Annotated in this window: 24 protein-coding genes; 5 read left to right on the plus strand and 19 right to left on the minus strand. The window is 40.3% G+C overall.

Annotated features, from left to right (window positions below):
* Positions 1–147: 147 nt before the first annotated feature.
* The gene (gene xerD / locus C2869_RS16890) at positions 148–1,062 is read right to left on the minus strand and encodes a site-specific tyrosine recombinase XerD (protein WP_108604062.1); all 915 of its coding nucleotides are present in this window, start codon (positions 1,060–1,062) and stop codon (positions 148–150) included.
* 20 nt (positions 1,063–1,082) lie between these two features.
* Positions 1,083–1,583: a methylated-DNA--[protein]-cysteine S-methyltransferase gene (locus tag C2869_RS16895; RefSeq protein ID WP_108604063.1), complete on the minus strand. Its 501-nt coding sequence runs from the start codon at positions 1,581–1,583 to the stop codon at positions 1,083–1,085.
* A 114-nt stretch (positions 1,584–1,697) separates the two neighbouring features.
* Between C2869_RS16895 and fldB the strand changes: the two genes are divergently transcribed.
* Entirely contained in the window at positions 1,698–2,213 is a 516-nt protein-coding gene (gene fldB / locus C2869_RS16900; protein WP_199915584.1) for a flavodoxin FldB, read from the plus strand.
* Positions 2,214–2,309: 96 nt separating this feature from the next.
* On the plus strand, positions 2,310–2,966 hold the full coding sequence (locus C2869_RS16905) for a S1 family peptidase (protein ID WP_108604064.1): 657 nt from the start codon (positions 2,310–2,312) through the stop codon (positions 2,964–2,966).
* 1,012 nt (positions 2,967–3,978) lie between these two features.
* On the opposite strand, the gene C2869_RS16910 is transcribed toward C2869_RS16905, so the two are convergent.
* Positions 3,979–5,100 carry a DUF3083 family protein gene (locus tag C2869_RS16910; RefSeq protein ID WP_108604065.1) on the minus strand — a complete coding sequence of 374 codons (1,122 nt, stop codon included), beginning with the start codon at positions 5,098–5,100 and terminating at the stop codon, positions 3,979–3,981.
* Between the two features lie 298 nt (positions 5,101–5,398).
* Here C2869_RS16910 and C2869_RS16915 point away from each other — a divergent pair, with 298 nt between their 5' ends.
* Both C2869_RS16915 and C2869_RS16920 read left to right on the plus strand, forming a co-directional pair.
* Complete coding sequence (locus C2869_RS16915; RefSeq protein WP_108604066.1) at positions 5,399–8,254, plus strand: EAL domain-containing protein; 2,856 nt, start codon at positions 5,399–5,401, stop codon at positions 8,252–8,254.
* Between the two features lie 238 nt (positions 8,255–8,492).
* Positions 8,493–8,849: an ankyrin repeat domain-containing protein gene (locus tag C2869_RS16920; protein WP_108604067.1), complete on the plus strand. Its 357-nt coding sequence runs from the start codon at positions 8,493–8,495 to the stop codon at positions 8,847–8,849.
* Here the strand turns inward: C2869_RS16920 and C2869_RS16925 are convergent.
* The 7 genes from C2869_RS16925 to C2869_RS16955 form a co-directional block, all read right to left on the minus strand.
* Entirely contained in the window at positions 8,846–9,658 is an 813-nt protein-coding gene (locus C2869_RS16925) for a hypothetical protein (protein ID WP_108604068.1), read from the minus strand. The genes C2869_RS16920 and C2869_RS16925 overlap by 4 nt on opposite strands.
* Entirely contained in the window at positions 9,658–10,647 is a 990-nt protein-coding gene (locus C2869_RS16930) for an MlaD family protein (protein ID WP_108604069.1), read from the minus strand. The genes C2869_RS16925 and C2869_RS16930 overlap by 1 nt, the downstream gene beginning before the upstream one ends.
* Positions 10,647–11,324: an ATP-binding cassette domain-containing protein gene (locus C2869_RS16935; protein WP_108604070.1), complete on the minus strand. Its 678-nt coding sequence runs from the start codon at positions 11,322–11,324 to the stop codon at positions 10,647–10,649. Before C2869_RS16935 ends, C2869_RS16930 begins: the two co-directional genes overlap by 1 nt.
* Positions 11,325–11,326: 2 nt before the next feature.
* The gene (locus C2869_RS16940; RefSeq protein ID WP_159084207.1) at positions 11,327–12,076 is read right to left on the minus strand and encodes an ABC transporter permease; all 750 of its coding nucleotides are present in this window, start codon (positions 12,074–12,076) and stop codon (positions 11,327–11,329) included.
* Positions 12,077–12,354: 278 nt separating this feature from the next.
* Positions 12,355–13,014 carry a response regulator gene (locus C2869_RS16945; protein ID WP_108604072.1) on the minus strand — a complete coding sequence of 220 codons (660 nt, stop codon included), beginning with the start codon at positions 13,012–13,014 and terminating at the stop codon, positions 12,355–12,357.
* 9 nt (positions 13,015–13,023) lie between these two features.
* Positions 13,024–15,093 (minus strand): ATP-binding protein, encoded by a 2,070-nt coding sequence (locus C2869_RS16950; protein WP_159084208.1) that lies wholly within the window; start codon positions 15,091–15,093, stop codon positions 13,024–13,026.
* Positions 15,094–15,223: 130 nt separating this feature from the next.
* A complete protein-coding gene (locus C2869_RS16955) occupies positions 15,224–15,691 on the minus strand; it encodes a hypothetical protein (protein WP_108604074.1) in 468 nt (155 codons plus the stop codon).
* Between the two features lie 566 nt (positions 15,692–16,257).
* On the opposite strand from C2869_RS16955, the gene C2869_RS16960 reads away from it, so the two are divergent.
* The gene (locus tag C2869_RS16960) at positions 16,258–17,163 is read left to right on the plus strand and encodes a DMT family transporter (protein ID WP_108604075.1); all 906 of its coding nucleotides are present in this window, start codon (positions 16,258–16,260) and stop codon (positions 17,161–17,163) included.
* Between the two features lie 391 nt (positions 17,164–17,554).
* On the opposite strand, the gene C2869_RS16965 is transcribed toward C2869_RS16960, so the two are convergent.
* The 9 genes from C2869_RS16965 to C2869_RS17005 all read right to left on the minus strand — a co-directional run bounded on the left by C2869_RS16965 (position 17,555) and on the right by C2869_RS17005 (position 25,547).
* Positions 17,555–17,935, minus strand: a complete 381-nt coding sequence (locus C2869_RS16965; RefSeq protein WP_159084209.1) for a response regulator — start codon at positions 17,933–17,935, stop codon at positions 17,555–17,557.
* Positions 17,936–18,150: 215 nt separating this feature from the next.
* Complete coding sequence (gene nqrM / locus C2869_RS16970) at positions 18,151–18,381, minus strand: (Na+)-NQR maturation NqrM (protein WP_108604077.1); 231 nt, start codon at positions 18,379–18,381, stop codon at positions 18,151–18,153.
* A 52-nt stretch (positions 18,382–18,433) separates the two neighbouring features.
* Positions 18,434–19,456: an FAD:protein FMN transferase gene (locus C2869_RS16975; RefSeq protein WP_228710694.1), complete on the minus strand. Its 1,023-nt coding sequence runs from the start codon at positions 19,454–19,456 to the stop codon at positions 18,434–18,436.
* Positions 19,457–19,695: 239 nt separating this feature from the next.
* Positions 19,696–20,919 carry an NADH:ubiquinone reductase (Na(+)-transporting) subunit F gene (nqrF, locus tag C2869_RS16980; protein WP_108604079.1) on the minus strand — a complete coding sequence of 408 codons (1,224 nt, stop codon included), beginning with the start codon at positions 20,917–20,919 and terminating at the stop codon, positions 19,696–19,698.
* 66 nt (positions 20,920–20,985) lie between these two features.
* Positions 20,986–21,609 (minus strand): NADH:ubiquinone reductase (Na(+)-transporting) subunit E, encoded by a 624-nt coding sequence (gene nqrE / locus C2869_RS16985; RefSeq protein ID WP_108604080.1) that lies wholly within the window; start codon positions 21,607–21,609, stop codon positions 20,986–20,988.
* A gap of 3 nt (positions 21,610–21,612) precedes the next feature.
* The gene (locus C2869_RS16990) at positions 21,613–22,233 is read right to left on the minus strand and encodes an NADH:ubiquinone reductase (Na(+)-transporting) subunit D (protein WP_108604081.1); all 621 of its coding nucleotides are present in this window, start codon (positions 22,231–22,233) and stop codon (positions 21,613–21,615) included.
* Complete coding sequence (locus C2869_RS16995) at positions 22,233–23,003, minus strand: Na(+)-translocating NADH-quinone reductase subunit C (protein WP_108604082.1); 771 nt, start codon at positions 23,001–23,003, stop codon at positions 22,233–22,235. The genes C2869_RS16990 and C2869_RS16995 overlap by 1 nt, the downstream gene beginning before the upstream one ends.
* Complete coding sequence (locus tag C2869_RS17000; protein ID WP_108604083.1) at positions 22,996–24,207, minus strand: NADH:ubiquinone reductase (Na(+)-transporting) subunit B; 1,212 nt, start codon at positions 24,205–24,207, stop codon at positions 22,996–22,998. Before C2869_RS17000 ends, C2869_RS16995 begins: the two co-directional genes overlap by 8 nt.
* Before the next feature lie 2 nt (positions 24,208–24,209).
* Positions 24,210–25,547, minus strand: a complete 1,338-nt coding sequence (locus C2869_RS17005) for a Na(+)-translocating NADH-quinone reductase subunit A (RefSeq protein ID WP_108604084.1) — start codon at positions 25,545–25,547, stop codon at positions 24,210–24,212.
* Positions 25,548–25,670: the final 123 nt, after the last annotated feature.

Genomic DNA, 25,670 nt, shown 5'->3' on the forward strand with positions numbered 1-25,670 from the left:
TCTCGAAGATTGACGACTTCCCCTAAAACCTGACCGCTTTGACTATAGTATTAGTTGAGTATTTACCTGACTGTTACTGTAAATCAATCTCAGAACCATAGATTGTGTAATAAAAGCACATTGATTCAGCAAGAATAGCTCAGCTCACTAAGCCCTTGGGTGATGTTTGGCATGTACTTGTTGCAGGCGCTCTTTGGCGACATGGGTGTAAATTTGCGTGGTTGATAAATCACTATGCCCCAATAGACTTTGTACTACTCTTAAATCAGCTCCGTGATTAACTAAATGAGTCGCAAATGCATGGCGTAAGGTATGTGGTGATAAATCGGCAGTGACCCCAGCTTTGAGTGCGTAGTATTTAATACGATGCCAAAAGGTTTGCCGAGTCATTTGTTGGCTGCGATTGCTTAAAAACAAAACACTGGTTTGTTGCTTAGCGATATTGGGGCGGGCGTATTTGATATAGTAACTTATCCACTCGGATGCCAGCTCCCCCATAGGCACTAAACGTTCTTTATCACCTTTACCTGTGACTCTGACTACGCCATGATTTAAATTAATTTGCTCCATGGTTAACGACACTAATTCAGTCACTCGTAAACCACTGGCGTACAAAAGTTCGAGCATGGCTTTGTCTCGACACTCGATATTATCTTCTGTGTTTGGCGCATCAAGCAAAGCGTCTACATCGGCTTCTGACAATATTTTGGGTAAGGACTTTGGCTGCTTAGGGCTATCGACATTCGCACAGGGATCATGTGATATTTGTTGAGTCACTAATAAAAACTGATAAAACTTACGCAAGCAAGACAACTTTCGGGCTGCACTGCGCGCCCCTATTTTCCTGTCATACAAGTGTGCTATGTAGTTAACGACTTCGTCTTTTCTTAATGTCAGTAATTGCCACTGCTGTTGCGTAACGTATTGCGCAAACTGAACTAAATCTCGTCGATAGGCTGCAATGGTATTTTCACTGCGACCTTGCTCTAGCCAAAGATAGTCTGTAAAGCTGTCAATAAGTTGTTGAGTGTCATCAGTAAGAGCAACAGAAGTGGTAGCCATATAAATGATAATTTGCCTAACTATGTCGATATTAGACGTTGTTTCTCATGCGCTAGCAACCATTGTTTTACATCAACCCGTTTACCGGCTTTCCATTGGCCACTATAGCCGCCAATACCCGAGGCAGCGACCACGCGATGACAAGGAACAACAATTGGAATGGGGTTACGTCGGCAAGCTCCGCCTATCGCTCGTGGGCTGGTTTCTAATTGACTGGCCATTTCGCCATAAGTCCAGCTTGAGCCACAAGGAATGGCTTGCATTAGTTGCCAAACGCTTTGTTGAAATTCAGTGCCCTTTGGCTTAATCGGAATTTCAGATAAATCACATGCTTTGCTAGCTGATTTCGAGAAATAAGCGCGGAGTTGTTCAACAATATGTTGGGTTAGATTTGTAGTGTTGTCTTGCCGATAGTTAATGTCACCGGGAAAAATATCAATTGCCGTTAGGTGCTTCCCGTTATCAAATATAGCAATTCTGCCAACCGGTGAATCTAAAAGCGCTTGGGCAACTAAGTTCATTAAGCTTCCTTAACAACAGTCAAATTAAAGAAATTATCATTAAGACATTATCGTTTTAAACGTTGTGACAGACATTTGTTACAATCCATCCATTGTAGTATTCAGGTAACACAAATGAAAATAGGTTTATTTTATGGATCAACCACTTGTTATACCGAAATGGCGGCAGAAAAAATCCGTGATTTTATCGGTGAAGACATTGTTGATTTATACAATATAAAAGATACCGGCCTTAGCGATACCGCTAACTATGATTTACTCATTTTTGGAATATCCACTTGGGATTTTGGTGAATTACAAGAAGACTGGGAAGCCCAATGGAGCGACGCCAACCAACTGGATTTAAACAATAAAACGGTGGCCATTTATGGTTTAGGCGATCAAGAAGACTATGGACAATGGTTTCAGGACGCTGTGGGCATGTTACATGACGCAATACAGCATAATGATTGTCGGCGCATTGGTTACTGGCCTAATCAGGGTTATCAATTTGAAGCATCCAAAGCCCTAACAGCAGATAAAAGCCAATTTGTCGGTTTGTCGTTAGATGATGAAAACCAGTACGATTTAACCGACTCGCGTATTCAAGACTGGTGTTTACAAATTCTGGAAGAAATAGCAGAAGGCTAATTAACAAATCCGATCTGTTATAAATTTGTTAAAATGACTATTCTCTGACTACACTTAGCGTAAGCCACCATCATACCGCTTGCGCTGAGGGGTCATATGAATAAGACACAACTATCTCGATTAGCTTTAATTATTGTTTGTGCGTTATGGATGACTTTTACCAAAAACCTGAAAGCTCATGCGCAAACAACTGCACATTGCTCACAATTACCCAGCGAAGTTAGCCCATCGATTGTCCGACTTGAACTCAGTGCAACCAATCAAGCATCTGCTATTGTCATTAAACACGACACTCTATTAACAGTTGCTCACGCGTTGCCTTTGGGCAAAGCGATTAAGGTATATATTAAACCCGAGTACACAGCAACAGCGTCAATTATTGCTATTCACCACGGTTTGGATTTAGCCATTTTAAAAGTGGATACTCAAGATTTAACACCCATTCCCTTAACTGACAGTCATTTACAATTTAAAGAAAGAGTGTGGGCGGCTGGCTTTGCCAACCGAGACTGGTTAAATGTGACTTCTGGTTTTTTCGTAAAGAAAAACTATAAGGGCTTAATTAGCTCAGCTTCTATCGAAGCCGGCAGCTCAGGTGGGGCGTTATTACACTGTGGCAATAAAGGGTTAGAGCTCGCTGGCGTATTACATGCATACAAAGCTCGATACGAGCAAGGTAAGCTAATGAATACAGGCTATTCCATCGCGGTACCAACCGAACAATTTTTATCTTTTATTGAGCAGAATACCTAGAACCAGTGCAAGCATACCTGATTCTGTGGCAAACAAATCTCTAGTCGCTAAATCCATGCTGGTAAATTCTCATCGACAAAATAACACTTTAAAACAATTGATTACCACTAAGGCTCGCTTAATGACTTATTTAAAAGTGTTAGTACCTTTTCCAAAAAGAAATGATCAGTTGAATCACTCGCATAATTTACTAACACTCTTGAAGTTTATAGATTAAATAAACAACTTCAGGCTGAGCTCGTCGAAGTCTTATTACTTTTTAACTTACCGACACTCAGACTGCCTTGGTTTATGGTGAGCTTGTCGAACTACGCTCAGTGTGAAAGTGATCACCAATGTTTTCAACTAATCAAAATTATATTGAAACTGAAACTAGGCTAGCTATTTTTGTAGTTTCGACGCTCGCTTAAAGCGCCTACTTTTGGTGCCTGCAGGCAGGAACCCTGCGTCTTTTGCTTAAACTAGACTATATATATCCAACAAAAGTCGCTGGATCCCCGCATGCGCGAGGAAGACGAGGGTATTTTCCTAAGCCTCGGTGATAAAATTTCACCTCATTGACCGAAAAGAGCGCTTCTGAAACTTGTGATCAAGAGGCAGGGGTAGCAGATACTTAGAATTTGTCGGGAACAAAATCCTGTGCGTCGTATTTAAAGCCCTTGACGAAGCAGCAGCTTCGACCTTTCTACAAACCAAGTCTGTAGCAGCTCCGCTACTATTGTCGAAATAAATTTCGACCTACATGAATGTAGGAATACCGTAAAGCATCTGGAACGGCGTAAGGTAAATGCAAGATACAAATGGAATGACGTGTTTAACAATATAGTCAAAGCGATCAGGTTTTAGGGGAAGCCGTCAAGCTTCGAATCCCCATGAGCATATGCTCTATTATGTGATTGGGGTGAGTAAGCGCTGACAATGAACCATAAAACCTGAGCGAGAAGACTATAAGCAAAAACGAAAAACGCCAGCAAATGCCGGCGCTTTAATAAAAATAGCGTTTAAGCTTTAATTACTTAGCTTCTAACAAGTAACCTAAATGCTGATGGAAACGTATTTTTAGTTCTTCTTTTTCTACTTTGTATTCAAGCTTGTCGGCAACATCTTTCAAGGTGTTTTCGATTAAGCTATAAAAGCGGCCGTAACCATGGTTGGTATAGTTGTCTTTCGTGGCAACAAATACAAATTGAATTTTATTAACGCTTTCTGCGCCATTCCATGCTGAATTAAAGGTCATTTTGCTATTACTAGGATTAAATTCCATGCGTAATAACTCACCATCTTCAAATACTTTTTCGTCTTCACTGTAGCGAATAATTGGCACTAAACAATTAGCGACTAATGCGGCATTAGCCAAGCCATGTTCTTTTGCTGAGGCTTCTAACATTTCAGCTATACTGCTGTATAGTTTTTCGTACGGTTTGTTTGCGCCAGCATCAACCCCAACAAATTGCTTAATACGACGATTTAACGGCATATCAACTACAGCATAAGTTAACGGTTCAATACGCTCTGGTAACTGAAAACCACCTACGTTATAACGCTCGCGTAATGCTCTAAATTTATGAGTCTGAGTACCTTTAATACCCTTTTCTTTTGCAAATACATCAAACGTTAAGTGTTGATGATCACAAACTCGAACTCGCGTTTTATCAACACCCACTTCATCTGCAAAGCGCGTGATGGCCTGCGACACTTTTTTATGGAAGTTAGCTGCGTCTAATCGAACTGAGTCGCCATTCGCTAAGAAAATAAGCCTAAATTTCTTGGCGCGTTTTGTCGCATCAAAATACGATTTTTGACTGTAATGGTATCTGGGGTTATACAAGAAGAGAATTTGCTGTTCGGTTTGTGGCGTGATCTCTTCTTCACAAAAACGAACTCGAACAAATTTATCATTGGCGACAAATTTACCGTTTTCTATTTCTAATTCGTCACAAATCTTAAAAAATTTCTCTGCCAAGCATTCGTAAAAAGCTTGATATGGTTTGTCACTATTTTGATCAATATTACTAGAATATTTTTCAACAAGTTCATCGGTCAACGTAAAACGAGCCAGCATATACTGGTTTTCACGTGCTGATGCGGGTAAATATACTTTATTCTGTGGTCTGCGTCGGCGAATTAGAGACATGATAACATCCGATTAACATTATTATTTGCGGTCAGTATAAACGTGAAAATGTGCTTCTACAACAGAGTGTTACTCGCTTTGCTACATAAAATTAACATATACGCGTTTAACTGCTTTCTTTTTCACCGATTGCAATAAAAATGTCTTCTCAATTTCAAATTGTCACTTAAATGACATTTTTCTGAGTTAGCTTAACCGCGTTCGTTAGGTAGGCTGCAAAAACGTTTTTAAAAGAAAATCTAGTTTTAACAGACTAGATACTTTTTAACCGTCAGCACAAATTCAGATAGAAAGTTAAGTGTCAATTTCTAATACTGTCAAATTAAATATCGCAGCAGGCTTGTTAGCTTGCTTTCTTAGCACGGTGGTCTGGTTAACGGTTGACTACCAATCAGCTAGGTTTTCCCACGATGAAAAAGCCAAAGCCGCTGTGCTCGCTGCACAAATTGCCGAGCGGCTTGAAATATTCGCAACCACACGCACACGGGGTTTAGACGAAATAGCTGACAATTGGCCATATTACCACCCTAATATCCAAGAATGGTTTACCAAATTGAGCCTTAGCATACGCAATATGCTACCAGGGATCTCACATGTCATGACAATTGATAGTAAGGGTGACGCTGTTTGGGCTGTTCCGAGTCATATTGCCGCTTATTATCCACAATTAATCCCAGATGATTATCACAATAATAAACAAACACGACTATTATCATCTTTCATGATAGAAAATCGTCAGCAAGCTATCGCCGTTATCAAACCTACCTATACGTTACATGATGAATTTCGGGGTTGGTTAATGATGACGTTTAAAATTCAGGACATTTTAGCACTGGTTAAAACGGATCAACTAAGTGATGCCTACTTTCTATCGCTGAGTATGAAAGACGCCACGTTGTACTCTACTGGTACCGACAGCGCCGTCAGTAACATGGTTGAAGAACGCATACAATTTGCCGATGGCGAGCTTTCTTTAAAACTTGGGCTTAAGCAGCCTGCTTATAATCGTACATTTTCGTTATTCATTGGCTTAGCAATGGCTTTGATTATTACTGCGATCACACGAGTGGCATTATCCAACACTTTAAAAGCCTCACAGCGCCATCGTCAGTTTAAAGCCGCATGTGAAGCTTCACTCGATGGCTTATTACTATTTAAGACACAAAGCGATAAATTATGGTTGTCAGAGCTGAACCAAGTTGCGCGACAAATGTTGTTGATTAATGAGGATTTTCCCGAACTTGATTACCCTGGCTTGTTAGACAAACTGGGCTTAGCACAGCACAAAGCACTTTGCGAAGCGCCAATGAGTGTACGCATGGGCAAAGTTTTTGATTTAGCCTTACCCGTAGAATGTCGCAATCAAAACTTGGAGCATATAAAAATTCAAATAGTGCCAGCCGGTAAAGGTATCGCAGTCACGATCCGTGATATATCGAATCGCAAGCGCTCAGAATTTGAACTGGTGAAACGTGAAGAAAAATACCGACGCTTGGTTGACGGCCTAACCTCACATTTTTTGTACTCTTACGATAATCAAGGCAACCTGAACTATGTCAGTGGCTCGGTTAGCAAAATATTGGGCTTTTCGGCTGAATATTTTATTCAACAATATGGCAGAGAATGCAGTCATTATGTCAAACATTCCATTGCTGCGACTGATCCAACACAGGTGTCAAATAGTTATCAGCTCGATATTTTGGATGAAAACCAACAACATAAGTTAATCGAGTTTACCGACACTAAAGTTTATGGCGAGCAAGGGCAATTGATTGCCATTGAAGGTATCGCCAAGGACGTAACAGAAGAAAGACACCTAGCTGAAAAAATATCCTATCAAGCCACTCACGACTCACTTACCGGTTTATACAACCGCTACGCATTTGATGATGTATTAGCGGATACTCATGAACAAGTACAACATAGCAACTTATCAGCTGTGCTGTGTTATATGGACCTTGACCAATTCAAAGTCGTTAACGATACCTGCGGACACATTGCCGGTGACGAACTACTTAAACAATTGGGTAACTTAATAAAAAACACTTTATGTGGTGATTGTGTTATTGCTCGTTTAGGCGGGGATGAATTTGGCATTATTTTCCAAAATCACGATCTAGTTCAAGCTAAACAAGTGGCAACAGAATTACTGAATGATATTAATTACTTCCGCTTTGGTTGGAAAGATAAAGTATTTCAAATTGGCGCAAGCATGGGCATGGTATCTGTGAATGCGAGCTCTAATTTAGATGAAATTATGCAGGCTGCTGACGCCGCCTGTTATGTCGCAAAAGATGCTGGGCGTAATCGTATTCACCTTTACACTGAATTTGATGAAGCCTTGTCTTATCATAAATCACGCATTAGCTGGGTTAACCGTATTCAGCAAGCATTAGAAAATGACAGTTTTAGTTTATATTTTCAATACATCAAACCGATTAACCCACCTATCGACAAGTTGCATTACGAAATATTATTGCGCCTACGCGATGGCGATCAGGTTATTAGCCCTGGTTTATTTATTCCTGCTGCAGAGCGTTTTGGTTTAATGCCACATTTGGATAAATGGGTATTTAATCAAACTATCAAATACTTAAATGCCAACCCTGAGTTAGTCGCCAGAACAGATAAATGTTCAATTAACTTATCAGGCAATTCAATTACTGATGAATCATTTGCTGATTACATTATTGCCCAGCTTAAGGTTTACAATATTCCTGCCAGTAAAATTTGTTTTGAGATCACCGAAACCGCCGCTGTGACTAAATTGTCACATGCCAATGCGTTTATCGAAAAACTACGTAATATAGATTGTAAATTCGCGCTGGACGATTTTGGTGCGGGTATGTGTTCATTTAGCTACTTAAAACATTTGCCGGTGGATTACGTCAAGATTGACGGTAGCTTTGTAAAAAACATGACCAATGATATAGCCGATAGAGCTATCGTTAAATCCGTTAACGATATTGCTAAGTCATTGCATTTACCAACAATTGCGGAGTTTGTTGGTGATGATTTAACCGAACAAGCTTTGCGGGATTTAGGCGTTAACTATGTGCAAGGCTACGCGATTAACCAACCGCAACCAATTGAGGAAATTAATTTAAATGGTCCGCGATTTGTCCCACAGCAATCACAACTACAAAGCGCATAACGCTTTACCAATATTTTTTGAGCTATACTGACTTTAGAAAAAAGGTAAACAGCGGGATCGATAACCGTCAGCTAATCGTTTACAGCACCCCATCGTGTGCTAGCCAAAATAAATTCAGCCATACATGGTTCAAATTTAAGCCTAACTCAACAAGGCAGAAAATTTTGTGCACAAGTACGAGTCATTTGAATAACAAAAGGTACTAACACGATTAAACAAGCCAGCTAGAGGAATAATAATGCGCCATCCTTTAATAGCAATCACTTTTATTGCCCTACTCTTAAGTCTAATTGCGTGCGGGCCAAAACCATGGGATGAACCTCCGCTACATGCTGCCGCTATGTCGGGTGATTTAGAAGAAGTGAAAACCCTGATATCCCAAGGCACTAAGGTTGATAGCCGTAATAAGCAAGGTGCAACGCCCCTGCATTGGGCAGCGTTTAAAGGGCATGTCGACGTCGCTCAGTATTTGGTAAAAAAAGGCGCTAACGTTAATGCTGTGACCGACAAAGGCTCAACGCCATTACGCTTAGCGACTACACACAAGCAACAAGAGATGATCCAATTTTTAAAGCGTAAAGGCGGGAAGATTTAAAGTTCGCTGGTCATCATGACGATTTTTTGCCGATAATACGCTGCTTTTTGATTATCACCTATTTGCTGGTAATAACGGGCTGTCATAGCAAATGTCAATTGTAACTTACTGGTCATTTCATAATTTGCATAAATTGCTATGAGTCTACTCAAGTAATCAGCTAGCTTATCTGAGTCCTGTTTTTGTTCTATCATGAATTGGCAATAAGTATTAAGCGTAAACATTAATATTTCAATTTGCTCTAACTGTTTTAGCTTATAGCGCTCTACCAACCAATCTACACCTCGGGCAATATCTGCACTTGCAACTGACTCTGGTGCTATTTTCCATTGTTGGGTTAAATAATACCAATACGGCTCTGAATCCGCTTGATGCGAAAGCGTTATCTGCCCGAGCAATTGTACAGCTTGCTCATTATCACCTTGTGCATGGGCGAGTTGTGCCGCCACAAATTTTACCGCTTGTAACGAGCTAGCTGATTCATACTCTGCCATTTTTGTCGCTTGGCTTAACAATTGTTCCGCTAAGGGTAAATCCTGACGTTGAATAGCCATTAATGCACGCTTTAACACACTGTTGATCATCCATTTAACGTCATTTCGCGCAGCAAACAAAGCGTAAGCTTTCTTATACTTTTTGTCGGCTTCTGTATAGGCTGTTTGCAATCTGAGTTGTTCAGCCCAATTATAGTAGTGCCGAGCTTGGTCTTGAATTTGCGTTACACCATATTCACGAGGCGCAGAAGCGCTACAAGCCGCTAAAAGTACAACCAACAAAGCGCATAAAATCGGTAACCTAAACTGTCCCATTATTGGCTCACTTCAATTTGAGGTTCAAAAGATTCAACTGGAAACGCACTTTTTAATAACGGGTTAGATTTTACAGCCTTCAACGTTTTATTCAGTTCTTGTAAGGCTTTATTGCTTTGCAACATCAGTAAACCAATATGTTGGCGTTCAGCATGAACTTGTTGCAGGATCCCTTCTACATACTGTAAATTTTGCTCGGCTGACTCTAACACCTCTGGCAATTTACCACCGGTTGCCTGCTCAATAATTTTGTTGGGCTGCTGATATACCGCCAGCAATTGGTCAACTGACGTCAGTGTCGAGTCGACCTTTGTAACAGATGCTGACAACTGGTTCATAACAGCCTGAGCCTGACCAATAGTCTGATTTAAGTTTTCGATAGTATTTTGCTGATTAAGTTGAGTAATAAACTGTTTAGATTCAGCCAACACGTGAGTTAATTGCGTGATCATTTGCGGTAGGCCAACCGTGGTTTCATTGTTACCCACCCTTAACTCACCCACTAATAATTTAATATCGGCCAACAAGGCTGCCAATTTATCTGTTTCTAATGCTTGTTCTGATTGCGCTAAATAAACGCGTCCCAATGGCGATGTATGAAAAGGAACTAATTGATTGGCTTCAATAAGGCCAGTATTACTTTGGGTTTGCAACAGTTTAAAGGTGGCAACGTCGGTTAATAATACGTTTTGATTACGGACTAAAACACTGCCATGCGTAACCAAGTGTTGATACTTTTCATACACGAAAAACTTAGCTTTAATATTGTTTTGCTGATCAAAGTCAAATTCGGTAAAACGCCCAATATCTACCCCTTTAAATGTTAAAAGCGGTTCACCGACAAGGCCAAATGCGTCTGCCATTTCGGTGTAATAATAAATTTTCTGGCTAAATACCTTACTTTTGATACTTACCGCGACAAATAACGCCACAAACAAGCTAATACCAGTCAATATAAACAAATTAACCACTCTATTAGATGGGCGCATTAATTTTGTTCCTTATCTCGGCTGTCTAGTTCAATAAGTTGGTGAGGTAAGTCAGCTAAATCTTGCCGAGCATTAGTAAACAATATCAAGCTTGAACCTCGACTTTTTAATTGTTGTAGTTTATTAAGCAAAAACGACTTTTTACTTGTTTCAATACCATGAAAAACGGAATCCCAAATTAATACTTGCGGTTGGTGAAATAACGCCCGTGCGACAGCAATTAAACTGGCTTCAGCTAACGATAATTGATTGGGTCGCAAAGGCAGTAAATTAAAAAAATCATACTCTTTGGCTAATTGATTTACTCTATGCTTACGCTGAGCGTAGGTTTCGTCAACAAAAAACCAGTCTGCACATAACATTAAATTTTGCTCAACCGTTTGATTGGATAACAGCGCCGGCACATCAAACACCACTCCCATACGACACTTGAGCTCATCAAGTGCTTTGCTTTCGGCAGCATAGACATCTAGCTCGTTAAAATAAATATTCCCAGCTGCCGGTTTATGTAAACCAACTAGCGTACTAAACAATAATGACTTACCGCAGCCCGAAGGACCAGAAAACACCACTGTTTGCCCAGATTCAATTAAATGACTGAAACCTTGATTTTGTATTCTGCATAAGGGCAAAGCTCTTTGTGAAGCCAATTGTACATCGCGAAATTGGATCTGCATGTCTAAACCACTCGGCCAAAAAACAACAAGTAAACAACGATCCCTAAGCCATTAATTAACGATACACTCAATACACTAAAGCCAACGGTTTTAATCATGTATTGTGGAACTTGGGTGACTGCGCTTTCAACTTTAAGACCAAAATAACAGGATAAGGTTGCAATTAAAAAACCGCTAACACACAACTTAATTGCCATAAAGACAATATCCAACACCGAAATTGCGCCCAATATGGCATTCCAAAACTCGATATGCGATACATTTAAAAATAGCAGTGCGATTAAATTTGCGCTCAAAATACCAACAGTTGAAAAAAAACAGCCAAGGATAAAAATGGATGTCACCATGCCCCAAACCCGAGGCAACACGAGGTAACTCATAGTGCCAATGCCCATGACATTTAACGCTGCGACTTCTTTATTGACTTTCATGTTACCCAATTCGGTTGATATGGCTGAGCCTGAGCGCGCCAATAAAATAAAGCAAATCAAAAAAGGCGCTAAATCGCGCAACAATACCGTATTTAAAATGGTATATATCCAATGCGGTTGGCCAATAGACACAAAAAAGTCATAGCCTATATACATGACTAAGCCGCCAAGCAACGCGGAAACTAAGCACACCAAGCTCAAGGCTTCAAAACCACTAAAAAACACCTGCACCATAAAGACTTGGCGACCCAATGTTCTGTTACTTAAGGCTTTAAATGAGCTGGTGATCAGTTCTATGGCAAATCGAATAAAATTCAACATAAGATTGCTCATCACCTAGGCCACCATTCAAGGTTTTACGTCGAACGGCCAAAATTAAATTGAGAACAGGTTCTCAATTTTGCCAGAGTAATAAACAATATAAAATAGAATAATCGAAGTGTGTTCGATGAGTATAATCAAAGTGACGTGATTTTTAGGCGCTGATTTCTTGATTCAGACAAAACCTTAGTACTGACATCCTATAGGTAAGGTCAAGAGGCAACGCAAGCAAATAACCATAAGGCCCAAACGAGCAGACGGTATATCCATAATTGAAGTTAACTGCTGTAACGGTAGCCAGCGCCGTACACGGACTCAATAACCATTTCTTCACAACCAGCCAGCTTAAATCGTTTACGAATATTTTTAATATGGCTATCGACTACGCGTTCACTGACATCACGTAAATCTGAATAGGCTAAATCCACAATTTGTTGTCGTGAATAGACTCGCCCTGGGCTGTTAAATAACAATTGAAACAAGCTAAATTCCAATGTCGTTAGACCGACATCTGTATCATGAAATTGCACTTTTTGTCTAAAGGGATCAAGGGTAATAGTACTAAAATGAACATTATTGGCCGTGCGGCGTAATATCGCCTTTATTCGCATCACTAACTCAGGCGCATTAAATGGTTTACAAATATAATCGTCAGCACCAACCTCCAAGCCAGTTAACCGTTCGGCATCTGCCGCTTTAGCGGTGAGCATAACAACAGGAACATTTGAAAAAGAACGAATATCTCGACAACAATCAATACCATCTTTAACAGGCAGCATGATATCCAGTAATACCAGATCTGGTTTTTCGTTAAGCACATATTCTGCAACCCCAGCTCCGCTGGCCATATGATGAGTTTCAAACTCTGCGGCTTTTAAAAAAAGTTGTACATGCTGCGCGATATCAATATCGTCTTCTACAATTAAAATTTTTGCCATTGTCTGTTCCTACTGCTCTTCGACAACAATAACTCTGAAATTGATGGTTATTTTTAGACCGCCTAACTCACTCGATTCAGCTTTTATATTACCACCGTGTCCCTCAATAATACTCTTACATATCGCAAGGCCTAATCCTGAACCGCCAGTTTGACGGCTTCTTGAAGATTCTACTCGGTATAAACGCTCGAAAATACGTTCCAAATCTTGACTTGGTACACCAGGTGCTGAATCTTCGATCACTAAACGAACATTACGATTTCGATTAGATACGGTTAACCGAATAACGCCAGGTTTATCCGTATAGTGACAGCTATTCGCAATCAAATTATTTAATACTTGTTTGATTTTTTCGTTATCTAAATCAACACTGAAGTTGGCCGAGAGTAAATTATTAAACTGCCAATCAAAACCTTGTGAAAGTACATATTCTCTTAATTCACTTTGCCACCCGGCCAATAAGCTAGGAAAATGATGATAACGCCGATTTAACTGCAAACTATCAATATCTGATTGGGCAAGTTGATAAATGTCACCAATCAAATTGTTCATATCATTAATTTTGCGATCCAAGCTGCGATAGGCCTCATCAACGTCATCTAGCAACTTATATTGCAATGCCTCAACGGTTAGTTTAAGTGCCGTTAATGGCGTGCGGAGTTCGTGTGACACATCGGCCAGCATCTGATTTTTACGCTTGACCATATCGGCCATCAAACTGGCTTTCATATTGAAAAACTTACGTTTTTGATAAAAGCGGATAACAATAAAACAAACCGTTAATAACACGACAGCCAGTAATAACATCCAGTTGTGCTTTTCTTGTTGAGTCTTAGCATGAGCCAATTGATGTTGCATATTTTCATTTTCTAGGTCAGTAATACGTCGCTCCCGTTCATGACTTTGAAAAATAGCTTGGTACTCAATTAACTTATTCGATTTTTGGTCTTGTAACCACGCCATATAATCATCGTGATATTGCCTAAAGGTTTTCAAGGCTAATTCATGCTGCCCCAAACCGCTTTGCACATTGGCTAATTTACGTAACGCGAATAGTTTGTGCTGGGCTAACCGATGTAAACTAGAAAAATCCAACACGGTTTGCAATACCGTTGCGGCTTGGTCGACATCTTCAATCGCTAAGTAGTAATCAACGTAGACAAAATAAATTTCAATCGCTTCGTTATCCAACCCATGTTCAAGCGCCATGGTTAAAGCCTTATCAAGAATATTTTTTAATTTTTCAAATCGCTGTAAGTTAAGCAGTGCTTGAGAATAAGGCACATACAACTTGGTTTTTCGATAACCTTGGCTAGTACTATCCATCACGTTAAACGCTTTTTCTATATGCTGTAACGCTTGTTCATAATCTTGTTGGCCTAAGGCGTTGTGGGCCAGTTTACGATATGTTTCTATCAATTGAGCGGACTTCTGGCTATCTTGCAATAACAAGGCACCGCGCAGAATATATTGTTCAGCTGTCTTATAATCACCAAGCTCAGTGTAAACTTCTCCTATATTAGTTAACGCGACACCATATTCTTGTGAGCTTGCATCGTCTTCTAAATAATTTAGCGCATCGCGATAAAAATCTAATGCTGACAACAAATCGCCATTAAGCTTAGCAACCTGCCCCAACTCATTTAGATTTTGACCAATTAACTTATTGATGCCTTGTTTTTTGTACAGCTGCAGCGTTTCTTCTAAAATAGCATTGGCCATGACCGTTTTACCCATGGCTTTGTAAACATAGGCTTTATTAATTAAATTATCGGCCTTTAGACGTTCTTGCTTACTCTGCTCACTGGCTTCTATACCTTCATCTATCAAATTTAACGCAAGATTAAACTCTCCGCGCTCTAGGTATATTTTGGGCACAAACACTAATATACGAGCCAATTCTTGATAGGCGGTTTGTTGACGCAAGGTTGGCAAGGCGATATCAGCCAACCCTAGCGCCTGCTCGGGATTAATATTCCAACCAGATACCACTAAATCGACTACCGTTTGCAGGTAATCTGGACTCGGTACTTTCATTTGAGTTAATTTAGTACTGAGTTCCTGATATTTACTTTGCATTTTCTGCAACTGTTGTGTAGAGCCAATGACCTCAGTAGTTTGCTCTGCTAACACCGGAGCACAACTGAACAAATACAGCAACGAAAATAAAGATAGTGTAAAAACAAACTTTGAAAAAAACATAAAGAAGCTAAGATTCAAACTGCACTGAGTTAATGATATTAAATGCAATCTGCTGGGCATCACTTGCAGTGGAATGAATAAATTCAGCGGCTAAGTCTAGGTTTTCGATACAGATTGATTTTTGCAATGCCGCAAGTATTTCTGCGTGCTGTGTCGCGGGTAAATTTAAGCCACTCAATAACATGCGACTGACAACAGAAGTCGGAACAACATGCCCCGGATATTGTTGATTAAACTGTTGAACCAACTTCGTCAGCTTATTGATGTCAGTCGCCATCATCATCTCACTTAAGTGCCTGTCTAAATCCGTCATTTGCTCTGCACTTTGCACCGCAACAAAAGTTTGTTCAGTATCGTCTTGCCAAAAATATAGCTTTTCTGGGCTTTGCTCTAAAAAACCAAATAAAGTGGCTGTTAACAATACTGACAGTAATCCAATTGCAATCAATTTAAAATATAAATAATTATTCAACACTTACACTCCGTGTCTGCTGGGTTGTGCGCGCATTGTTTGTTTAAAATGTGGATGAATTATGGAAGGCAGGCACTATACAAAAATGAATAAATTAAACTGTGACCCGCAACACAAATTGTTACTTAACCTTGAATTATGGGCGTTTATCAAAACTGCTATTGCAGACGAGCTATTGATATGTTGTCATGCTTGCCGATTATGATAAGGAATACTCAGTGAAACTAACCGTTAAATTAACAAAACACATTGTTCGACTCGCCCCATGGCGTCGAGTCGCGATGGCGGCTGTTTGTTTAACGGACGGGTAACCTAATTTAATCCATTAACCCGCCGTAAAACACTTTTGCGGTTGGGTTAGTATGAGTCCCTCCCGCATTTACGGCGTATATAGTCTTCTCGCTCAGGTCTTATGGTTCATTGTCAGCGCTTACTCACCCCAATCACATAATAGAGCATATGCTCATGGGGATTCGAAGCTTGACGGCTTCCCCTAAAACCTGATCGCTTTGACTATACATACCTTTGTTTTGTCATTCACTTGGCGCTTAATTTATAAGGAATCATTTATGTCTGTGCCAGCTGCTTATTTAGCCGTCGTTTTAATTTGGTCCACAACCCCTTTAGGCATTGTTTGGAGTACTGAGTCTATAACCCCGACCTTTGCTGTATTTGCCCGTATGCTAATAGCAGTTGCGGTTGGCGTGTTATTTTTAAAGTTATTTCGAATTCCTTTACCTTGGCATAAACAAGCGGTCCGCCTTTATGCATATGCCTCCATAGGGATCGCTGGCGGAATGATTTTGGGCTATAACGCATCGGTTTACATTACAAGTGGTGTTATGTCGCTTATATTTGGCTTGTCACCAATCATTTCTGGTGTTTTAGCTAAGTGCGTCGATCCCAAGCAAAAAACAACCAGTTATCAATATATCGCCTTGCTGATTTGTGTGACGGGCTTAAGCTTAGTCTGTAGTGAAAATTTACAGCTTAATCCTGATAGCTGGAAGGGAATTGTTTTGATTACTGGCTCAGTCACTTGCTTTAGCTTAAGTGGCGTTTTAGTTAAAACGGTCAAGTTGGAGATTAATCCATTTGCCAGCACCATGGGCTCGTTAATTTTATCAACACCTATATTTGGTTTAGCTTGGTTAATGTTAACTAATGGCGAAATCAACCTAGAACAATGGCAATTACACTCTGTTTGGGCGGTTATCTACTTAGGTATATTTGGTTCGTTAATTGGCTTTATTGCCTATTATTACATATTGCAAAAGTTAACAGCGACCACAGTGGCTTTAGTGACACTGATCACCCCGCCTATCGCGTTAATACTTGGAGCATGGTTAAACCAAGAAGTGATCAGTCAAAGTATTTTATTGGGAGCCAGTTTAATTTTACTGGGACTGGGATTATACCAATTTGGTGGCAAGCTGCTTTTTTTCAAAGCGATAGATAACAAGCAATTAGAGTAGAAGGAAAGTGAATCAAAAAGAGTATAGAAATAGGAGCCGTCCATGGCTCCTTGTCGCCTAACCGTTTATCGACATTCTGATAGTGAACTCACGCAATCTTTGTTTCGTTTTCGCGATAAGAACACTTATATTCTTTATTAAAAACCAGTACCTTTTTATAATTAGTTGAATAGCTCTTTGTAAGTCGAGATTCGCTTAAAGCACCTACTTTTGGAGCCTCGACAACCTTAGGCAATGTCGCAGCTGAAAACCAAGCCTATAGCAGCTCCACTGCTATTGTCGAAATAAATTTCGACCTACATTACTCTGGTTTTTATTACTTCATCGATGCCTTCACTTGTTATTTTTTCTGGAAACAGCACTAGGTGCTGTAACGCTTAAACAATCACAATTAAGCAATCATAGCGTCATGAGATTTATCAAAACTACTTAAGGTTTTGAGCACATCATTAAATTCACAGGTACGTAAACAAACACCGTCGATTATTTTACGAATTCGTTCTTGGTTTATATGGAAAAACTGCGTGTAAGTAACAAGTATTATTTTCATATTAGGTTGTAAAGCTTTTAACCTTAATAAGCTATCTAACAGCTCACCGTAAGGTAAGTAACAGTCGTAAAATAATACGTCGCATGGTTTTTCTTCTAAAACATCATGCAGCTCAGCAAAACTCCCTGCTTCACCAATAACATTATAGGTAGTTGATTTTAAGTAGGTTTTTAAACCTAAGCGATAGATTGAATGACTATCAGCAAGTACAACATTGGCCATAATTTTTCTCCCATTTAAAACGCAAGCCAAAACTAAGATAAGCACGAACGGCATTGCTCGCCTTCTCGATGAAATGCATTTTCAAGGTAAAATGTGGACGAAATATGGAAGCAATTAAAAGGGTAAATAAAGTGTGCGTTTGCGCACACTTTATTGTCATAAAATCTTAAAGAAAGAAGTACAACTGACGACTCAGATGTTAATAAGGTGAGAATTTAGATGATACGGTTATCTTGCCAAGCTTTTTCTTTTGCGGCTTTTTCTTCCGCTGCCATTTTTGCTTTACGATTATCACAAGGATCGTCGCAGTCGCAGGCTTTATCTATGCCTAGTGAACCTAAACCACCACAACTACCACTGATAGTTTTCTTTTGAAAGATATACCCAACCGCCATTGCCAAAACCACAAGTAAAAACATGGCAAATACTAAAAGAAATATTGTCATCTCAACCTCTAAACTAACCGCAAATCATTCACAGCTAATTTCAACGCGAATATTACTGAATATAACTCGAAAATCCTGAGCTATATTTTACATCGAAACCTTCTGCCGATTTTACCACAAGATAAACCGCTAAGTTTTGTCTTTCCGCAAATTCCAACGCTTTTTGCGGCCCCATGACATTTAACGCCGTCGCGTAACCATCTGCCATCATGGTTGAGTCGTGAATAACCGTAACGGAAGCCAGTTTATGTGTTATCGGCTTGCCGTTGCTAGGATCGATTGTATGCGAATAACGCTTACCTTCTTTCTCAAAATAATTACGGTAATCACCCGAGGTTGCTATTGCCTTGTCTTGCAGATCGACAACTTGTTGTACCGCACGCTCTGCACTAGTGGGTTTTTCAATAGCCACTCGCCACAAACTACCGTCCATTTTTTTGCCTTTGGCGCGCATTTCACCACCTATTTCGGCTAAATAGCGATTTATGCCTTTGGCCTCTAGGTATTCTGCAATTTTATCGACACCAAAACCTTTAGCGATTGCAGATAAATCTATATACAGCTGATCTTGAGTTTTAATTAATGTTCTACCTTTTACCAATAACTTGTCGATGCCAATCAAGCCTTTAGCCAATGCGATTTGCTCAGATGTTGGTGCACTTTCGACATGGCCATTAGGTCCAAATCCCCATAAATTAACTAAAGGACCAATTGTTATATCTAAAGCACCTTCAGACTGAACACCAATATCTATTGCACTTTGCACAACGTAGGCCGTATCACTTGAAACAATAAACGGCTCGTCATTAGCTGAAGTGTTAAAGCGACTAATCTCAGAGTCAGGTCTATAGGTCGACATTTGTTGATTAACGGTTTCCAGCAATGCTTCTATGTCTTTGTAGAATTGCTCTGTGCGAATTTGCTGCTCAGTGGCAAAGAACTTAACACTATAGGTTGTGCCCATAGTTCTACCTTGCAATTCGACTGGAGTCAGTTTATTACTTGTATCACTACATGCTGAAACTAACAGCAAAACAAGAGTAAAAAATGAAAATTGGATTTTGTTCAAATTCAAAATGCGTTCCTTAATACAGCTGTATCCACAGTTCATATTGTAACTATATTTTACAGGTAGAAACAAAAAAGGCTCTGAAATCAGAGCCTTTTGTTATTCTTCACACTCAAGCTTTAATGCTTCATTGTCTGCACAATCTCGTCCCAATCACTTAATAACACATAAGCTCATGGGAACTCGATGTTTGACGGCTTCGCCTAAAGCTCGATTGTTTTGACTAAATACCTAATACAAGGCTATTAACCACCGAAATCATCAAGAAGGATGTTTTCGTCTTCAACACCTAAGTCTTTCAGCATGCCGATAACAGCCGCGTTCATCATAGGTGGACCACACATGTAGAATTCACAATCTTCTGGCGCTTCGTGGTCTTTCAAATAGTTCTCTAAAAGAACGTTATGAATGAAACCAGTATAACCTTCCCAGTTATCTTCAGGTTGTGGATCCGATAACGCAACATGCCATTCAAAGTTTTCGTTTTCTGCGGCAAGCATATCGAAATCTTCTACATAGAACATTTCACGCTTAGAACGTGCACCATACCAGAAAGACATCTTACGAGAAGATTTCAAACGACGTAATTGGTCGAAGATATGAGAACGCATTGGCGCCATACCAGCACCACCACCAACGAATACCATTTCAGCATCAGTTTCTTTCGCGAAGAACTCACCGAATGGACCAGAGATGGTAACTTTGTCACCTTCTTTTAAGCTCCAGATGTATGAAGACATCTTACCACAAGGCAAGCTTAAGTTATTTGGCGGCGGAGTCGCAATACGTACATTAAGCATGATGATACCCTCTTCTTCAGGGTAGTTAGCCATTGAGTATGCACGTAATACATCTTCATCAACTTTTGATTCAAGTTTGAAGAAACCAAAACGTTCCCAATCGCCACGATATTCATCAGGAATATCGAAATCTGCGTATTTAACGTGATGAGGTGGTGACTCAATTTGAATATAACCACCCGCACGGAAAGGTACAGACTCACCATCAGGAATAGCCAGTTTAAGCTCTTTAATGAATGTCGCTTTGTTATCGTTAGAGATAACCGTACATTCCCACTGTTGAACACCGAAGATCTCTTCTTCTAGTTCAATAGACATGTCTTGCTTAACCGCAACTTGACATGATAAGCGACAACCTTCGGCGGCTTCACGCTTAGTAATATGGCTTTCTTCAGTTGGTAAAATATCGCCACCGCCAGAATGAACTTCTACGCGACACTGACCACATGTACCACCACCACCACAAGCAGAAGGAATGAAAATACCTTGATCTGCCAATACGTTTAGTAGTTTACCGCCCGCTGGAACAGTAACTGATTTTTCTGGATCGCCGTTTATCGAAATAGTGATATCGCCTGATGATACTAATTTAGATTTAGCAAAGACGATTATCAGTACTAACGCTAGTACTATCGCGGTAAACATCGATACGCCGAGAATAATTTCCATCGACTTTTCCTTTAATTCTTATCTAAAGGTCTGGCTGGTATCACACCAACCAAGACCGACATTAGCCTATAGGGAAATACCACCGAAAGAAAGAAAGCCGAAAGCCATCAATCCAGCGGTAATAAATGTAATACCCAAACCTTTCAAACCATCTGGCACGTCAGAGTACTTCATCTTCTCACGAAGACCGGCTAACAATACGATTGCTAGCATCCAACCAACTCCACTACCAACACCGTAAACCACACTTTCACCTAAGGTGTAGTTACGAGCAACCATGAAGGATACGCCACCAAAGATTGCACAGTTTACTGTGATTAATGGTAAGAAAATACCTAATGCGTTGTATAAAGGCGGGAAGTATTTATCAAGTACCATCTCAAGGATTTGTACGAGAGCCGCAATTACACCGATAAAGGTAATGAATGATAAGAAGCTTAGGTCAATTGACTCTGCTGGCGTTGTTACACCCATTAAGCCATCTAATGCACCTGGTGCAAGAATAGCTTGATAAATAATTTGGTTAGCCGGTACCGCAATACCTAAAACCACAACAACCGCAACACCAAGGCCAATCGCAGTGCTGACTTTCTTAGATACCGCCAAGAAAGTACACATACCTAGGAAGAAGCTAAGTGCCATGTTCTCAATGAAAATGGTCTTAACAAACAAACTTAAATAATGTTCCATTGTTTACTTCTCCACTTGCTCTGGTTTCTTCTGACGAATAGCCCAGATAATTAAACCAATGATGAAGAACGAGCTAAATGGAAGAACCAATAAGCCGTTTGCTTGATACCAACCACCGTTTTGCACTAGAGGAAGAATTTCAATACCGAACAAAGTACCGAAACCGAGTAATTCACGGAAGAAAGCAACAGAAATAAGAATGAAGCCGTAACCTAAACCGTTACCGATACCATCTAAGAAACTCATCATAGGTGTTTCTTTCATCGCGAAAGCTTCAGCACGCCCCATAACAATACAGTTAGTAATGATAAGGCCGATATAAACTGAAAGCTCTTTCGACAATTGGTATGAGAAGGCTTTAAGCACTTGGTCAACCACGATTACTAACGAAGCAATAATCGCCATTTGCACGATAATACGTACGCTACCAGGTATATGGTTACGAATGGTAGAGATAAATAAACTAGAGAAACCAGTTACACAGACAACCGCAATAGTCATAACTAATGCGTTTACCATTGAACTTGTCACCGCAAGTGCAGAACAGATACCTAAGATCTGAAGTGCGATTGGGTTATTGTCAACGATTGGACTGGTAAGAACCTTTTTAGTATCAGAACTCATTAGTTAAGTCCTCCGTTACGGAAGTTAGCAATGAAAGGACCATAGCCCTCTTTACCAAGCCAGAAATGCAACGTACGCTCAACACCGTTTGAAGTTAAAGTTGCACCAGATAACGCATCTACGCCGTGGATGTCACCAGATTTAGCGCCACCTTTAACGATTTTGATCGCTACGTTATTTTGTGCATCGTACATTTTCTTGCCGTCCCATAAAGCAATCCACTTAGGGTTTTGCACTTCTGCACCTAAACCCGGAGTTTCCTTATGGTCAGAGTAGATAACACTCTTAACTGTGTTTAGATCCGTTTCTAAACCGATGAAACCAAACATTAAGTCCCAAAGACCGCTACCTACGATAGGTAAAACCACAGTATCAACCTGACCTGCATCATCTTTTACTAAGTAGATAACAGCATCATGTGAACGACGGTTAATACCCGCAATATCATTTTGCGGTTTGTCACTTTTGCTAGCGTCACGTGAATTCGCACGCTCGTCGAAAAGCTCAGGGTCACCTTCGATGAACTTACCTGAATCTAGGTCGATCATCTTAGCTTCAACATACTTAGCGTAAGTACCTTTGATATCAGTACCCGCTTTTTCTAATAAGCCTGCGGCTTCTAAAATCTTGGTTTGCTTATCCAATAATTTGTTTTGGGTTTGCAAAGGCTTAAGGCCTACTGCAGAAACCGATACTAATGCAGCACACACCAAACAAACGACGAATACGAAACCAACCGTTTTGCCAAAAGTTTCTTTATTACTAGACATGGCGAGCAAGTCTCCGTTTTATGTTGGACTGAGCAACGAAGTAATCGAACAATGGAGCAAACAAGTTAGCAAAAAGAATAGCTAACATCATGCCTTCTGGGAAAGCTGGGTTTACTACACGAACTAATACAACCATGATGCCAATTAACGCACCAAATGCATATTTACCTTGGTTAGTAAATGACGCAGACACTGGATCAGTCGCCATGAACATCATACCGAAGGCAAAACCACCAACCACTAAGTGCCAGTACCAAGGCATAGCAAACATAGCATTTGTATCACTACCGATAGCGTTAAATAATGATGCAGTCGCAACCATACCTAGGAAAACACCTAGAACAATACGCCATGATGCAATACCTTTGTACAAGATATAAGCGCCACCGATGAATACGGCCGCAGTTGAAACTTCACCAACTGAACCTGGGATTAAACCCCAAAACGCATTCCACCAATCAGCATTGACACTGTAGTCAATCGCACCCACTTGCGCTACGGCACCCGCAGCAAGGGCTGTTGCACCAGAGAAACCATCAACAGCAACCCACACAGCATCGCCTGAAATCTCAGCTGGATAAGCAAAGAATAAGAAAGCACGGCCTGCTAATGCTGGGTTTAAGAAGTTTTTACCTGTACCACCGAATACCTCTTTGGCGATAACTACACCAAAGGTGATACCCAATGCAACTTGCCATAAAGGAATAGTTGCCGGCATGATAAGCGCGAAAAGAATAGAGGTTACGAAGAAACCTTCGTTAACTTCATGCTTACGCACAGCAGCAAATAATACTTCCCAGAAACCACCGACAATAAAGGTCACGGCATAAATAGGTAGGAAGAAACACGCCCCATACCACATTAATTCGAACCAACCGGAATCAGCGGTTAAGTTACCACCGAAAGCTGAGAAGATAGCCACTTGCCAAGAATCAGGAACGGCGAAACCGGCGATTAATGCTTCTTGAGCCTGGAAACCCACGTTGTACATACCAAAGAACATACAAGGGAATACAGCCATCCAAACCGTGATCATGATACGTTTTAAGTCAATAGCATCACGAATGTGAGTTTGACCTTTAGTCACATAACCAGGTGTAAATAAACCAGTTGCAATGGCTTCGTATAGTGCGAACCATTTTTCATGCTTACCGCCTTTTTCAAAATGCGGCTCGATATCGATAATAAATTGTTTCAAGCTCATGCTTAACCTTCCTTCTCGATAGTTGTTAAGCAGTTACGAAGTAAAACACCGTAATCTGTTTTGCCTGGACAAACGAAAGTACATAAAGCTAAATCTTCTTCGTCTAACTCTAGTGCGCCTAACTGTTGAGCACTATCTGTGTCACCAGCGCAAATATCACGCAATAATAAAGTTGGAAGAATATCTAAAGGCATAACACGCTCATAGTTACCAATTGGCACCATGGCACGAACACTACCGTTAGTCGTTGTTGTTAAGCCAAATAACTTACCTGAGAATAAGTGTCCCATGTACGCTCGGGTAACAGAGAACTTATTAGCACCTGGTGTCATATAACCAATGAAGTCACGCTCACGACCTTCTAGCAATAAAGAAACTTGGTTGTGATAACGACCTAAATAAGCGTGAACACCAGCAGCTTTGGTACCTTGTAATAAAGAACCCGATACGGTACGTACTTCACCGTCAACGACTTCATTAGCCGCTAACTCGTCTATATTGGCACCTAATAGGGTGCTCACTAAACGTGGTTTAGAAGCAGCTGGGCCAGCAAGTGAAATAACACGCTTAGTGTTTAATTCACCAGTGGTAAATAATTGACCGAAAGCGATTACGTCTTGGTAACTAACATGCCAAACCGTTTTAGTCGCGCTTACTGCATCTAAATGATGAATATGCGTACCAACTAAGCCAGCTGGGTGCTTACCACCAAATTCGTGAGTTTCAACACCTGAGGTTGACGGAACGCTAGCGCCTGCAGCTTTACAAAGGAAAACTTTACCTTCAGTTAGCTGAGTGATAACGGTTAAGCCGTTAATAAACGCTTCTTGGTTTTCAGCGATAATGACTTCAGGGTTAGCCGCTAAAGGATTAGTATCAATTGCGGTAACGAAGATTGAATTAGCTGTCGAGTCAAGAGCAGGAATTTTGCTGTATGGGCGAGTACGTAAAGCAGTCCATAAACCTGAATTAACAAGGTTTTCTTGAACCTTTTCACGACCTAAGCTACTTAATTGAGACGCGTCATACTTAGCATATGTTTCTTGCTCGTCACCATTGAGAGTAATGACTACAGATTGCAAAACACGCTTAGCACCGCGGTTTACTTCTGTAACCTCACCAGCAGCAGGGGCAGTAAATACTACTCCTGGGTTCTTTTTATCTTCAAAAAGAACCTGGCCTTTCTTAACCGTGTCGCCAACGCGAACACGCATAGTCGGGCGCATGCCAATGTACTCTTCACCAAGGACAGCAACCTTTGTAACGGCATTGCCGTCAGATATTGCTTGTTCTGGCGCTCCAGTAATAGGAACGTCCAAGCCTTTCTTGATAGTTATCATAGGTTTGCACTTAATGTTTTAATGTTAAAACTAATAAAAATAAAAAAGTTGGTATCCGGTTAAGCAATTTGTTGTTCTTATTACTTATCTGCTTAACCATATATTCTCTAGTGTTATTAACCG

Origin of the sequence: Saccharobesus litoralis (assembly GCF_003063625.1) — a bacterium.
GTDB classification, from domain to species: Bacteria; Pseudomonadota; Gammaproteobacteria; order Enterobacterales; family Alteromonadaceae; genus Saccharobesus; species Saccharobesus litoralis.